This is a genomic window from Candidatus Aquiluna sp. UB-MaderosW2red (genome assembly GCF_900100865.1).
In the GTDB taxonomy this organism is placed as follows: Bacteria; Actinomycetota; Actinomycetes; order Actinomycetales; family Microbacteriaceae; genus Aquiluna.
In genome coordinates this window covers 348285-361622 of sequence record NZ_LT627734.1, presented here as the reverse complement: position 1 = coordinate 361622, position 13338 = coordinate 348285, and the positions used below count along the sequence as shown (strand labels likewise).

11 protein-coding genes and 2 tRNA genes are annotated in these 13338 nt (G+C 51.1%); 4 read left to right on the top strand and 9 right to left on the bottom strand.

Going from position 1 to position 13338, the window contains the following annotated elements:
- Positions 1–282 precede the first annotated feature (282 nt).
- Positions 283–355, bottom strand: a tRNA-Arg gene (locus tag BLP47_RS01935).
- A 124-nt stretch (positions 356–479) separates the two neighbouring features.
- On the opposite strand from BLP47_RS01935, the gene BLP47_RS01930 reads away from it, so the two are divergent.
- A complete protein-coding gene (locus BLP47_RS01930; protein WP_091849846.1) occupies positions 480–1070 on the top strand; it encodes a cytochrome b5-like heme/steroid binding domain-containing protein in 591 nt (196 codons plus the stop codon).
- A 95-nt stretch (positions 1071–1165) separates the two neighbouring features.
- On the opposite strand, the gene prpB is transcribed toward BLP47_RS01930, so the two are convergent.
- The 6 genes from prpB to BLP47_RS01900 are packed head-to-tail and all read right to left on the bottom strand — an operon-like array spanning position 1166 to position 7992.
- Positions 1166–2071: a methylisocitrate lyase gene (gene prpB, locus BLP47_RS01925; RefSeq protein WP_091849844.1), complete on the bottom strand. Its 906-nt coding sequence runs from the start codon at positions 2069–2071 to the stop codon at positions 1166–1168.
- The gene (locus tag BLP47_RS01920; RefSeq protein ID WP_157671616.1) at positions 2071–3597 is read right to left on the bottom strand and encodes an MmgE/PrpD family protein; all 1527 of its coding nucleotides are present in this window, start codon (positions 3595–3597) and stop codon (positions 2071–2073) included. The genes prpB and BLP47_RS01920 overlap by 1 nt, the downstream gene beginning before the upstream one ends.
- Positions 3594–4769, bottom strand: coding sequence for an MFS transporter (locus BLP47_RS01915; RefSeq protein ID WP_371325798.1), 1176 nt, complete (start codon positions 4767–4769; stop codon positions 3594–3596). The genes BLP47_RS01920 and BLP47_RS01915 overlap by 4 nt, the downstream gene beginning before the upstream one ends.
- 45 nt (positions 4770–4814) lie before the next feature.
- A complete protein-coding gene (locus BLP47_RS01910) occupies positions 4815–6317 on the bottom strand; it encodes a tripartite tricarboxylate transporter permease (protein WP_091849838.1) in 1503 nt (500 codons plus the stop codon).
- 2 nt (positions 6318–6319) lie between these two features.
- Positions 6320–6880 carry a tripartite tricarboxylate transporter TctB family protein gene (locus BLP47_RS01905; protein WP_091849836.1) on the bottom strand — a complete coding sequence of 187 codons (561 nt, stop codon included), beginning with the start codon at positions 6878–6880 and terminating at the stop codon, positions 6320–6322.
- Positions 6877–7992 (bottom strand): tripartite tricarboxylate transporter substrate binding protein, encoded by a 1116-nt coding sequence (locus BLP47_RS01900; protein WP_091849834.1) that lies wholly within the window; start codon positions 7990–7992, stop codon positions 6877–6879. Before BLP47_RS01900 ends, BLP47_RS01905 begins: the two co-directional genes overlap by 4 nt.
- Positions 7993–8386: 394 nt before the next feature.
- On the opposite strand from BLP47_RS01900, the gene BLP47_RS01895 reads away from it, so the two are divergent.
- On the top strand, positions 8387–8674 hold the full coding sequence (locus BLP47_RS01895) for a LysR substrate-binding domain-containing protein (protein WP_157671361.1): 288 nt from the start codon (positions 8387–8389) through the stop codon (positions 8672–8674).
- A 175-nt stretch (positions 8675–8849) separates the two neighbouring features.
- On the opposite strand, the gene BLP47_RS01890 is transcribed toward BLP47_RS01895, so the two are convergent.
- Both BLP47_RS01890 and BLP47_RS01885 read right to left on the bottom strand, forming a co-directional pair.
- Positions 8850–10262: an ice-binding family protein gene (locus tag BLP47_RS01890; RefSeq protein WP_091849830.1), complete on the bottom strand. Its 1413-nt coding sequence runs from the start codon at positions 10260–10262 to the stop codon at positions 8850–8852.
- Between the two features lie 405 nt (positions 10263–10667).
- Positions 10668–10761 (bottom strand) — tRNA-Ser (locus BLP47_RS01885).
- Between the two features lie 83 nt (positions 10762–10844).
- Here BLP47_RS01885 and BLP47_RS01880 point away from each other — a divergent pair.
- Together BLP47_RS01880 and BLP47_RS01875 are read left to right on the top strand one after the other, a co-directional pair.
- Positions 10845–11915: a Gfo/Idh/MocA family protein gene (locus tag BLP47_RS01880; RefSeq protein ID WP_091849828.1), complete on the top strand. Its 1071-nt coding sequence runs from the start codon at positions 10845–10847 to the stop codon at positions 11913–11915.
- Between the two features lie 35 nt (positions 11916–11950).
- On the top strand, positions 11951–13330 hold the full coding sequence (locus tag BLP47_RS01875; protein WP_091849826.1) for a GH1 family beta-glucosidase: 1380 nt from the start codon (positions 11951–11953) through the stop codon (positions 13328–13330).
- The last annotated feature ends 8 nt before the right edge of the window (positions 13331–13338 follow it).

The window sequence follows — 13338 nt, the reverse complement described above, 5'->3', positions numbered from 1 at the left end:
AGATGTTGGCGTCGCATCTTCTGGGTAATAATTTCTGTAGAGCAGCCATAAGTTACCGTCTCTGGATTCGGTAAACGTTGCCTACTCAACGCCTGAGAGCTCAACAAGCATTTCGTCATTCATTATTTGCCTCGTTCAACTCTTAACTTGATTCGCGTTGCATGCTCTCTGCTTAATTGGCGAAAAATACTCATTTTTAGGTCTCTTTGCTTTGGCTTTTTCTTGTCTACAACTCATTAAATTAAGAAACCCAAGAAGTCGTGAAGTCTTCTTGGGTCTCAGTGCGCTTGAAGGGACTCGAACCCCCAACCTTCTGATCCGTAGTCAGATGCTCTATCCGTTGAGCTACAAACGCGAGTGGGACTGCCAAAGTCTAACTTATTTTGGGGAAGAAAGAAATTGTCGATTTAGTTCACTACCTTCAAGTAAAAGTTAGTTCAGGTATTTAGCCTTTATAAGCCCAAGGAGACAAAGTAACGATGAGAATTCTGGTTTTGATAGCTTTTGCATCACTGCTAACCGGCTGTACCTCACCTTCGCCAGCGACCTTGGAAACCCAGCAACCCACTCAGTCACAAACTGATGCGCCGCCGGAGGCCACCGAGTCACCCGCGGCCCCGGAAACTGACATGCCCACCGAAACTGTGCAAGAAGCGGTGGAGCAAGAAGTTAGAACCGAAACCTCAGCTACTGAAGCTCAGCCCCAGGAAACCACAGCCGCAGCCCCAAGAGCCACGACTACTGCAACCCCTTCTCAAACCCCTAGCCCGACTAAAACGCAGGCGACTGCTACCCCTACTGCAACCCCCACTCAAACTCAGACTCCCATCGAGTCAAGACTCTCGATGGCAAATATCGCTAAGAACAATTCGACAGCTAGTTGCTGGGTTGCGATATCTGGCAATGCCTATGACCTAACCAAGTGGATTGCAGGCCACCCGGGAGGAGCAGGGGCAATTACGGGTATCTGTGGCACTGATGCAACTTCTAGGTTTCAGGGTCAACACGGCGGCCAATCTCAACCGCTATCAACCCTTGATGGTTACCTCTTGGGTGCTGTTGGAAGCTAGCCTCTAACGGCTCGGTGTATTCGCTCTCTACCTGCCCGATGGGTCAAATTCTTCTAGATTGTGGGACTTTCGGTGGGAAGCGCAGAGTCGCAAATCTAAAGCTGGGAATCAAGATCAAAATTATATATTTCATCATCGAATGCACCGTAGCCTTCGTAGTTGACTAAATCGTATAGGTCAGCCCTGGTCTGCATTCCAGCCACCTCGGACCTAAAGCTACCCTCAGAACGGAGCGCCAGTAGCGCTCGCTCCGAGGCTCCCATGGCCACCCGAAGAAGGGAAACTGGGTAAATAACTAAGTTCACTCCCACATTTCTAAGCTCATCAAGCGAGAACAGCTCGCTTTTACCGAACTCGGTCATGTTTGCAAGGATTGGAAGATTTGTTGCACCTCTGACCGCTTCGAACTCTGCCAGCGAGGCTAGCGCCTCAGGGAAAATGGCGTCGGCTCCCGCATCCCCAAGCATCTTGATGCGGTCGATTGTCGTTTTGATATCCGAAGTCCCACGAATATCTGTTCTGGCCATGATCACCAAGTTTGGGTCTCTCCTTGCTGCCACTGCGGAGGCTATTCTCTTGCTAGCAATCGAATCATCCACCACGGTTTTCCCATCCAGGTGACCGCAGCGCTTTGGGTTTACTTGATCTTCTATGTGCAGGGCTGACACTCCAGCATCTTCGAAGAGCTGAATTGTGCGGGCCAGATTTAATACTTCACCGAAGCCGGTATCGGCATCAACCAGGGTCGGCAGATCGGTCATTCTTCCAATTTGGGCTGCCCGCTGCGATACCTCGCTCGAGGTGGTCAGACCAATATCGGGCAGCCCCAAATCCGCCGCCACCACAGCTCCGGAAACATACACACCTTCAAAATTATGCTTTTGAATCAGCCTTGCCGAAAGAGCGTTAAAGGCGCCGGGAAGTTGCAGGATCGTATTGCTTGCCAGCCCCGCCCGAAGCGCGACGCGCTTCTGTTCCGGTGAATTGGTCGTGTGCAGCATCAGAAGATACCTTTCGGATAAGAAGCGGACTCAATTAGTCCTGGCCTTGCGGTTACGTTTAAGTCTTTGAGCTCTGCAGGTTGCATTTCTGAAACTCTATAAGCCGAAGCGATAAACCTCTCAGCCTCCTGGTGTGTGATAATCCCTTCGGAGAGCGTCATGAACTTCTGAATATACTGCTGCTTCCCAAAAGGCCTAGCGCCCCTGGGGTGAGCATCGGCAACCTCAATTTCCTCGACTATGCGCTCTCCACTTAGCAATGTGATCTCTACTCGACCGCCAAAAGCTAGTTGGTCTGGGTCTGTTGAGTGGTAGCGCTTGGTCCAGTAGGGATCTTCCTCGGTGGTAACTTTCTGCCAGAGTGAAACCGTATCGCCTCTTCTAGCTCGCTCGGGAAGATAGCTGCGTTCATGGTGCCAAACGCCGTCCTGAAGAGCAACGGTGAAGATATAAGGCACAGAGTGATCGAGGGTCTCCCTCGAGGTTTCCGGGTCGTACTTCTGCGGATCATTGGAACCTGAGCCAATAACGAAGTGAGTGTGGTCGGAGGTAAATATCACAACCTTTTGCACCTGATCAGAAATTTTTGCGATTGGGTATTTTTCTCCTATTCGACGAGCCAAATCAATAAGCGCTTGGGCCTGGTACTCAGCGGAATGCTCTTTGGTGTAGCTATCGAGAATCGCCCTTTTGGGTTCTAGCGTTCTTGGCAGTGGCACCGTGTAGCGTGCCTCGGTTCCACCAAGCAGCCAGGCAATGACGCCGTCCTCTCCTTCATAAATTGGAGTCGGGCTGGTCTGACCACGTATAGCTCGATCCACAGCCTCGATTGCCATTTTTCCCGCAAATGCTGGGGCGTGTGACTTCCAGGTTGAAATAACGCCTTTCCGGGATTGGCGTGTTGCCGTGGTCGTGTGTAGTGCCTGACCGATGGCGTGAAATATCTGTTGAGGGGGGAGTCCGAGCAGGGTCCCAAGGCCCGCGGCTATCGAAGGGCCAAGGTGGGCAACATGGTCAATCTTGTGCTTGTGCAAAGATATCGCCCGAACTAGATTAATCTGAATTTCGTAGCCGGTAGCGATCCCCCTGACTAGGTCCATGCCACTTTTGCCCAGGTGTTGGGCCACGGCCAGGATCGATGGGATGTTATCCCCAGGGTGTGAATAATCCTCGGCCAAAAACGTATCGTGAAAGTCCAGCTCCCTGACAGCCACCGAATTCGCCCAGGCCGCCCATTGCGGTGCAAAGAGGTCCGTGCTTGGAAGACCAAAAATTGTGGACCCGTTTCCGCTTGTCGAATGTGGGTGAGCCAACGCTTGGGACCGAGCCGAAATAATCGGCCCGCGCATCAAGGATGCTACCGCCACAGAGGCGTTGTCCACGATTCGGTTCGAGATCATCTCAATAACCTGTGGCTCCACCGCTACCAAATCAGTGGCAACCTCGGCTATTTTCCATGCCAACTGGTCTTTGATCTCAAGATTCTCGGAGCTTTTATATGTTCTGACGCTGTGCCTAATCATTATTCTGCCTCTGTATCCGTCTCGGTGTTTCCATTTTTTCCTTTACCTAACGACTTTTCTGTCACCACGAGGCTCAGGCCCTGCATCCCGGCTAAAAGCCAGAAGATTGTTCCCGCACCTGAGGCTGCCAAAACTCCGGCGAGAGCCGGCAAGACCACCTGACCCAAACGGTTCGAAGTTAGCCTTATCGAAATGGCCAAGCCTCGAATTTCAGGTCTAGATATTCGAGAAACCCAAGCCATTGTTAAGGGCTGCCCAATGCCTGATGCAAAACCGACGATGAACATCAAAACCGCCATGACTAAATAGTTTCCGGTAATCGCTATTGCCACAGTAGCCACAATTGTGAAAACCGTCCCGAAGTTCAGGGTAACTCGCATGCCGAAACGAGTAGAAATGGGTTCCAGAACAAGTCGGACCATCATGGAGGCAACGGCTCTAACGGCCAGCAAGATGCCCACCTGGGTCACACTGAATCCCAACTCCCTTCCAAGCAGTGGCAAAAAGACAAGCATCACGTCAATCACAGCCGTGACAGAGCCCGACACAAAGATTGCTGATCCAAAGCTCCTAATGGCGAAGACTTCCGAGACTTTGCCCTTCGGGATTTTCTCTTTGGTGCCCGAGACGGGGCGTTTTGTTTCAAAAAGCGGCCAAATCACAATCGCCGCCACTAAAAACGAAAGGCTCGCAAGCAAGAAAGCCGAATCGACGTCAACCGCTAGGTCCCCGCGGTCTGCGACCAGGCCGCCTAGGAACGGTCCAGCCGCGTGACCCAACGAAGCGTAAAAGGTTAATAAGCCGAAGTTCTTTTCGTAATTTCTGTCTATGGATAAGTTGCCGGTCATGGTTTGCCCGCCCGACATCACTAGCAAGTGCCCGATCCCCAATACCGGCATGGCCAATAGCAGCAAGGTTATATTCTCTACAAAAATTAGCCCCACGCTCGCCGCTAATGCAATCAGGGTTCCATAAAAGAGCGCTCGGCCTGCATTGCCCCTGTCAATCCAGCGACCGATCTGAATTGCAAATATAAATGGTGCGAGGGCGAAGGTGGCCCCAACTATGCCTACCAGCCAAGGGTCGGCTCCCATGTCCACCGCTTTATAGGTGACCATTGGTCTCACCACATACACCGCGCCCTGGAGAAATCCTGCATTAAGAAGAACGGGCAATAGCCATGGGCTATCGCCCGTTTTTGTTCGGGCCAATTGAGCTACCTACTTACTCTGGGTACCCAGTTTTTTTCTGATCAATGGAGACAGAATCGGAATCGAAACAATGATCACCAATGCCGCGTAAGCGACCCATGTGAAAGGAGTGCTCACCAAAATGGAATAGTCCCCGTAGGAGATCTGAAGTGCTCTCCGGAATTGAACTTCAGCCATCGGGCCCAGTATCACCCCGAGAATAAGAGGTGTAATTGGGTAGCCAAACCTTCTGAATAAGAGACCCAATACTCCAATTGCAAGGAGCATCCAAAGATCAAAGACGAAATTATTCAAGGCGTATGCGCCAACCATCGCAAAGACCAAAATCCCTGAATAGAGAAACGGTGCTGGTATTTGTAAAAGTTTCGCCCAGAGACCAATAAGCGGAAGGTTTATGACCAAGAGAAGGATGTTGCCAATAAATAAAGAGGCGATCAAAGTCCAGACCAAAAGTGGCTGTTCGGTGAATAGCAGGGGTCCTGGATTTATGTTGTACATCTGGAACGACGCCAGGATTACCGCGGCGGTCCCCGAAGTCGGAAGTCCCAATGCCAGCAACGGCACGAGCGCGCCGCCAGCATTTGCATTATTGGCAGCCTCAGGGCCGGCGACGCCTTCGATGGCTCCGTTGCCAAACTCGTCTTGCCTACCCTTAGCCAGTTTCTTCTCGAGTGTATAACTCAAAAAAGTCGGTATTTCCGACCCACCAGCCGGTAAAACTCCGGTCGGGAAGCCGATTGCAGTGCCCCGAAGCCATGGCTTCCACGAGCGCCTCCAGTCCTCCTTGGTCATGAATGCGAGTCCAGAAAAATTATTCATCTCGCCCTTACCAAGCCGTCCACGGAATGCGATGTAGAGAGTCTCGCCGACAGCAAACAGGCCGACAATAATCACTATTGTCTCAATGCCATCGGAGGCGTAAATGTTCTCGAATGTGAGCCTTGACACCCCCGATTGCGAATCTATCCCTACCAGCGCAATTGCGAGACCAAGGCTTAGCGCAATGAGTCCTCGAAGTGGACTGGACCCCATCACGGCACCCACAGTTCCAAATGCAACGATGATCAGAGCAAGATAGTCCGGCGGGGTCAAAAGCAGACCGAGCTTTGCTAGAAAGGGGGCACCCAGTGCTAGAAGTCCTGTAGCGATAGCTCCCGCCACGAAAGAGCCGATTGCCGCCGTAGCAAGTGCCGCACCCGCTCGCCCCCGCCGCGCCATCTTATTGCCTTCGATGGCCGTCATGACAGATCCAGACTCGCCGGGTGTGTTAAGCAAGATGGAGGTTGTCGATCCACCGTACATAGCGCCGTAATAAATGGCACCAAACATGATTAGGGATGCCGTTGGGTCCGCCACCAAAGTGACCGGTAGAAGCAGGGAGATTGCAAGAGCCGGGCCAATTCCCGGCAACACTCCTACCAGGGTACCCAAAACCGTTCCAAGCAATCCAAATAGTAAGTTCGTGACAGTAAGGGCATTACTGAACCCCAAGAGGAAGTTAGTGATATCCACTTCTACCAGCTTTCCTGATCTTCTTCAATGACAATCTCTCCGTTATCGTCCAAAACGATTGGAGTTTCCTGTTCGAGAAATTCGAATCCCACGGGAAGATCCAGCTGAAGACCTTGTGTGAAAGTTAGAAACGTGCCGCCCGCAACTATGGCGGCAATTATTAGAGTCCTAAACCAACGCCTCTCGCCCAGGGCTAAAGAGACTGCAAAAAATAGCGGAATCGTGGCAAGAATAAAGCCCACCAATTCGATGGCAAGAATGTGAAAAACAATTCCGCCAATCACAATGAATAGGCTCTTCCAATTAGGCCTTGTGACCAGTTCGCCGCCTTCGATGGCATCTGGTTGCCCCTTGTTACCCCGCAGCACAGAGATCAGTTGCAGCGAAGTCAGGCCGAATAATAAAAAGCCGATTACCAAGGCGAATGCCCTTGGCCCAACGATTACGTTTAGGCCCTGTTCATCCAAAGTGAAAGTGTCGTAGAGAACAATTAGGGAAATCACCAAAAGGAAGCTGGTAAAAACCAGCTCCCCCTTGGCAACTTTTACGGTGCTTGAACTCACAAGCCAAGCTGAGCGTAAAGTGAAACTACCTTCTTTTCCTCAATTTTGAGGAAGCGTGTAAAGGTATCACCGACAATCAAGTTGTCACCCCAGTTGCGTTCCGTAAGAATTGATTTCCATGTCTTACCCTTGTGCATCACATCGATTGCCCGAATAACCAGGTTCCGGTTAGCGAGCGAGGTCCCCGAGGGCAACATGATTCCACGCCAGTTTTGGGAGACCACGTTGACTCCTTGACCCTTGAGGGTATCTGCCGGAATTGCACTCTGCTTTGTCGGGGCGGTGATACCAATGACTCTTAGATCACCCGACGTAACGTACTGTTCAAATTCGCCCCAACCAGATACACCGACCGAAGTTGCGCCGCTTAGTAGGGATGTAATTACCTCACCACCGCCGGAGTGGGCTACGTAGTTGAGCTTTGAAGAGTCAACACCGATCGCCTTGTAGATCTGAATAATCGTGGCGTGGTCAAGAGTTCCAACGCTTCCGCCAGCGATGGCGATGGTGTTGTCTTTCTTGATTGCGGCAGTGAGATCCTTCATGTTCTTGATTGGCGACTTAGCCGACACGACAATGGCTTCGTATTCCGCCATTAGGCGTGCTACTGGAACCGCGTCTGAGACCCTTGCTGGGTTCTTGTTGTTCTGAATACCGAGCAACATTGCGTAACCGGTAATCAATGCCTGGCCTGATTTGCCACGCTCTTTGAGCATGAAGTCGTTAAGCGCAGCGGCTCCGCTTCCGCCGAGAACAGATTCGTTGGTTATGTTTCCAGTCACTAATTTCTCAGCCTTGAGGGCCCGAGTCACGTCATTGGCAAACCCGGCATATCCTGAGGTGGGGCCTGCTCCCAATTTGAAGTTGATTGTCTTGAGGGATGGGTACTTCGCATAAGCCCATATCTGCTTGCCCTTGAAGGTTCCCTCGGTTTCCTTTTTGCAAATTAAATTGCTTCCATCGGCGCCTCGCTTAGCAGCTACCTGCTTGAGAGTTGAGCAGGAAGCCCCGTATTTAGACTGTGCGGGGCTTACATTCGCCGAGGCAGGCGCAGCCGAAAGTCCCGTCGCGATAAGCGCAAGGGCCGAGGCTGCTACTAGTAGTTTTTTCAAAGTGTGTCCTCCTTGTAGACGTCAGGGATTCCAGTGAGGGTCCCAACATCGGAGCACAATCAGGGTTAAAAAGCCTTTGCCAACCCCATTGTTGACCGAAGACTGAGTCTCTTCCACCACAATTACTTGTGGCCAAATGCTCCGGGTTGTCAGCCGTGATGACGAAACATTTGCTTCGGGAATACTCCCCCAGTAATTTATGAGATTACTCCTAAGTAACGAACCGGTAACCAGATATACCAATTTGTTATTTTTGGATTCCCAAGTCGCGACGAGGCTACAAAGGGTTGGGATTCAGAACTGTAATACTCAAGGCCCCTAATCAGCCCACGCGGTCATCAGGAGCTGGGGCGTTGAATACTGAGCCCTGAACCGGGTGGTTTTTTGTAACGGCGTGCACATTTATCAACTTTGCAGCTCGGCCGGTTTCACCCCCGACATTGTCGAGCAGGCAGTTCAGTTTGCAACAATCCTCGGGCTGGTCTCAAGCAATGCCGGCATTGCGATTGTTCCAAAGAGCCTGACGGCAATTCAGCTACCAAATGTGAAATTTCTAGAAATTGATCATAAAGAGGCTTTTTCGCGGGTGTATTTGGCAAGAAGAAATCAGGAGAAATCCTCCCCAGCCGCCCAAAAGCTCGTGGAGATCACCACCAACTTCGCCGGCACCATGCAGGCCTAAAGAAGGCCCCCTTTAGATTTTTTTACCCATGGCCCGGTTGATCTGCATTCAGGTTGTGGCACGGGAATTCCACGAATTGTGGATGCCAATCGACGACCCCTGATCTTAAATAAAAACGGAGAGGCTATAGCCTCCCCGTTTCTAAATCAGAGCTATTCTGAAAGTTGGTTCTGGATTAGTTCTTCACCGTCACATTTGCACCCAGGGTTATGTATCCAGACTGCGAAAAGATGCGGCCTGTTAGTCCAGCGTCTGCGCCTAGGGTCACATAACTCGTTGCCAGAATGTTTCCCGACAAAACGGCACCCGCACCTGCGGAGAAGTAACTACCCGAAACCCAGAAGACATTGCTGGCTTGCGCCCCATTTGCAAGCACTATAGAAGCACCTGCCGCAGTGGAAATGTACCCCGGGCTTCTGATGATAAAGACAGCAGTAGGGTCATTTTTCGCATCCAGCGTCAGTGCTCCAGTCAGAGTGAAGAATGCGGGTGCGGAATAAACCCCAGCCCCCAGCGTGGTTTCACCGAGTTCTGCAGCTAGAAGCGTCGAAGGTCGACTCAAAGAATCTGCCATAGCAACATCAAAAGCTGCCATCGCTACAGAGTATCCAGAGATGGGCGTCACCACACCGAAGTTTTGCGATCCTGAAATGGTGTTGGAGGCGCCGATGGTAATTGCAGCACCGGCGTTAAGGTCTACCCCGATGACGTTGTCGGCACCGGTAGTAATTGCCGCTCCAGCATTGAGGCTCCCCGGAATGACGTTACCGGCACCGGTAGTGATTGCCGCTCCTGCTCCGAGACTGTTAGTAAAAGAATTCGAAGCGCCAGTCGTGATTGCCGCTCCTGCAAGCAGGGAATAGTCGAATGAGCTTCCAAGGTCAAGTGCGAGAACTGGTCCGAAATCGTAAATGTCATCATTTATCACCAATTTGTCCACGTTAATCTCCATGGGGCCTCCCCCACTTCCGACTTTAAGAACAACTCCACCGAAAACATTACGTATTCCGATATTGGGGAATTTGGCAAGGACTTCATTCCACGTGCAAGGGTTAGATTGTGGGCACTTGCCGGTTGCATTCAAGGGAGCCCTAGTCCCCCACCAGCTACCTGTCCCCACGCCACTCAACGTGTTCCATGTTTGCCATTGTCCGGTGGTCACTGTCTGAGAATGATATGGTTCAAAAACTAAGCGTCCCTGGAAACTAACGTCCGCATCCGTGAGATCAGAATCTATGTTCAACTGAAGGGAAATTGCGGCTGCAGCCGGACCACTCGTGCGATAAGTGTTGTATTCGAGACTATTGAGAGAGTCCAATCTCACGCCCCCGTACCCAGCTTTGGCGAGAGTCATTCCACCTGTAGCACCAACTTTTAGATTTGCACTGCCCACCCCTGCGCCCGGGCCTGCCACCATTGCGCCCACAGATGTGGACAAAAGTGGTGCTTCTTGAACAAATGCCCAGCCTTGCATAATTCCAGGAACGACCAAGGTCGTCGTCGTGGCTGCAGACACTGGAAGAGCTCCACTTGCGAGAATCCCCAGGGTTGCAGAAACCCCAATCAGTAATTTATTTATATTTTTCATTCTTTCCCCATTTCAATCGATAGTTTTCGCAGAAAAGCAACAAGTTTGATTGCAAATCCCCTCGCTGCCTGAACAACGGTGAGCGCACTTGGCTTCTGGAAAACCACCCGTCAGGGGTCCTCGCACTTTCAGAAAATTAACACTCAACAGTTTTGCCGACCCCAGCTTTTACCAAAGGTTGTAATCCCCGGTTTTTTAGCCGCGATGTCTATCCCCGCATTTTTTGAGTAAACCCCCAAGTAATTTTTGACACTACACCCATAAGTAAGAAAACATATGGTTTTCACTTGATTGTGACTTTTGGCAAAATGCATTGAATTAAGCCGGGCCTTGCCAGAGGCATTGCCGAGGATCGAATCAAAGTTAAGTGCGGACTATTGACTTCATTTTTTCAATGAGTCCAATTGGCGGAGACGAGAGGATTTGAACCTCCGAGGGGCTTTAACACCCCTACCTCATTAGCAGTGAGGCGCACTCGACCGGGCTATGCGACGTCTCCAAGTACCCCGTGAGTTTATCGCCATAAAGCTCAGATGCGAAACCCCCACTGATTTCATCATTCCCGAGGTTTAGGCTGACGCCATGAATCAAACCAAAATTGCCATAATCGGCGCTGGCTGGCGCGCCGATTTCTACCTTCGCCTGGCTCTCTTGATGCCGGATAGATTTGAAGTTGTCGGCTGGGTGGTTCGAGATCAGGCAAAGGCCAAAGCATTGCCGGTCAAGACTTACTCCAGCGCTAGTGAACTTTTAGCTCAAGAGAAACCTGACTATGTCATTAGCGCGGTGACCTGGCTATCCAGCCCAGATGTTTTGACTCAGTTGGTTGAGGCTGGGATTCCGGTTCTGTCTGAAACTCCACCTGCCAGCGATGCTGATGCCCTAAGAAAACTTTGGTCGGCAGTTGGTGCGAAAAATTTAGTTCAGGTCGCAGAGCAATATATGCGACTGCCGATGCATGCCGCTCGGCTAGCTGTGACTCGGCAGGGCGTGATTGGGCAAGTGAGCTCGGTGCAGGTCTCCTCGACCCACGGCTATCATGCCGTTGCGATAATGAGAAGTTTTCTGGAAGCTGGCTTTGGTGAAACCAAAGTCAGTGCCTCGAGTTTCAAAGCACCACTGGTTGACCCTCTGACTCGAGGTGGTTGGAATCAAGATCTTGAGCCGAAAATTGCAAGCACTGTCTTGGCAACCATTGATTTTGGAGAAGGCAAATCTGGCCTCTACGACTTCACCGATAATCAGTGGCACAACCAGCTGCGGCATCGCAGGCTCGTGGTGCGGGGGAGCCTAGGCGAGATTGTGGATAACGACTGCATCAGGCTTATTGAACCAACGGCAATAACCAAATCTCAATTTGCCCGATACCAACTTGGGCACGACCTAAACCTCGATGGCCATGACACCGAAAATATTTCTTTTGATGGCAAAGTCTTTCATCAAAATCCATTTGTTGGTCTTCGGTTAATGGATGAGGAGATTGCTATCGCGAGCCTGATGCTTGAGATGTCTGATTGGGTCAAAGGCTCAGGTCCTGCACCCTATCCACTTGCACAGGCTTCCCAAGACCACCTGATTTCACTGGCAATTGATGACTCTTTAGCGAAGGGGATCGCCGTCACAACAAACACTGAAGCATGGGCTAAAAACTAACCAAAGTTGCTAGCGGCTCGGGATAACCTATTGCCATGACTGATTCAAAAATAGCCGCGTTAGCCGCCAGGATTCCAGAGGATTTTGACTTAGGGGTGGCAACTGCCTCTTGGCAGATCGAGGGCGATAGTAAGGGCCGAGGCTCTAGTATTTGGGATGATTTTGCCAAGGTCCCGGGGAACATAAAAGATGGGTCTGTGGCCGACCCAGCTTGTGACCACGTCAATCGAGTCGAGGGCGATCTAGACATCCTGAAGGACTTGGGGGTTGACTCATATCGCTTCTCGGTTTCTTGGCCGAGGGTTATGCCTGGCAATAATCAACCAAATCCCGAAGGTATTGGTTTTTATAACCGACTGATTGACGGATTGCTGGAGCGGGGCATCAAGCCCGTTTTGACCATGTACCACTGGGATATGCCAAGTGAGCTTCAGGCCATAGGTGGCTGGCTCAATAAAGACATCCACAAGCACTTTCAAAACTACGCCAACTTGCTAGCTGAGAACTTTGCCGATCGGGTTGGCATGTGGGCGACATTGAACGAGCCCTGGGTGAGCGCGTATTTGGGTTATGCCACCAAACTCCACGCACCTGGTTTGGGAAACCCTGCAGCCGGTTTCGAAGCCGGCTACCGTCTCATGAGTGCTCATGGCGCAGCCATGAGCGTGCTTAGAGAACACAAAGCAAACATGCCGGGCATCGCTCTGAATCTAACCGAGGTCATAACTGAGGATGAGAGAGTCAGGGCTCAAGCCGACCACGTTGACAGCCTGCAGAATCGCTTTTGGCTAGACCTACTGGCTGGTAGAGGTGTTTCAGAAGCTCTGATTGAGCGCACGAGCCAGTTCACCGATTGGTCATTTATTGATCAAGCCCAGCTCAAGGACATTGCTCAACCGATTGACTGGCTGGGCATCAACTACTACACACCAATCAGAATTGCACCGGCTAGCGAAGGCGACCAAAAAGCAGCCCTTGGCCAAGACTTCAGCCTTTACCCGGGTGTTCCTGAGGGCGCTCAAATGGCATCGCGTGAACCAAGAACCGAGATGGGTTGGGAGATTTTTCCAGCCTCACTCACCGAAACTTTGAAGCAAACGGCTGAACGCTTGCCAAATATTCCGCTGTACCTTTCTGAAAACGGAGCGGCGTTTGACGACCAGCTAGTTGATGGCGAAATCCACGATCAGGACCGAGTCGATTTCTACCTGGGCCACCTCAATGCCGTCATGGACGCAAAAGATCAAGGCGTTGATGTAAGGGGCTATTTCGCCTGGTCACTGATGGACAACATCGAGTGGGCCGAAGGCTTAGAAAAGCGTTTTGGTATCTACTACGTAGATCCCAAAAACCAAGCGCGAATTCCAAAAGACAGCGCCAAGATGTTCAAGGAAATTTGCAAGAGAAACAAATAAAATCTGGT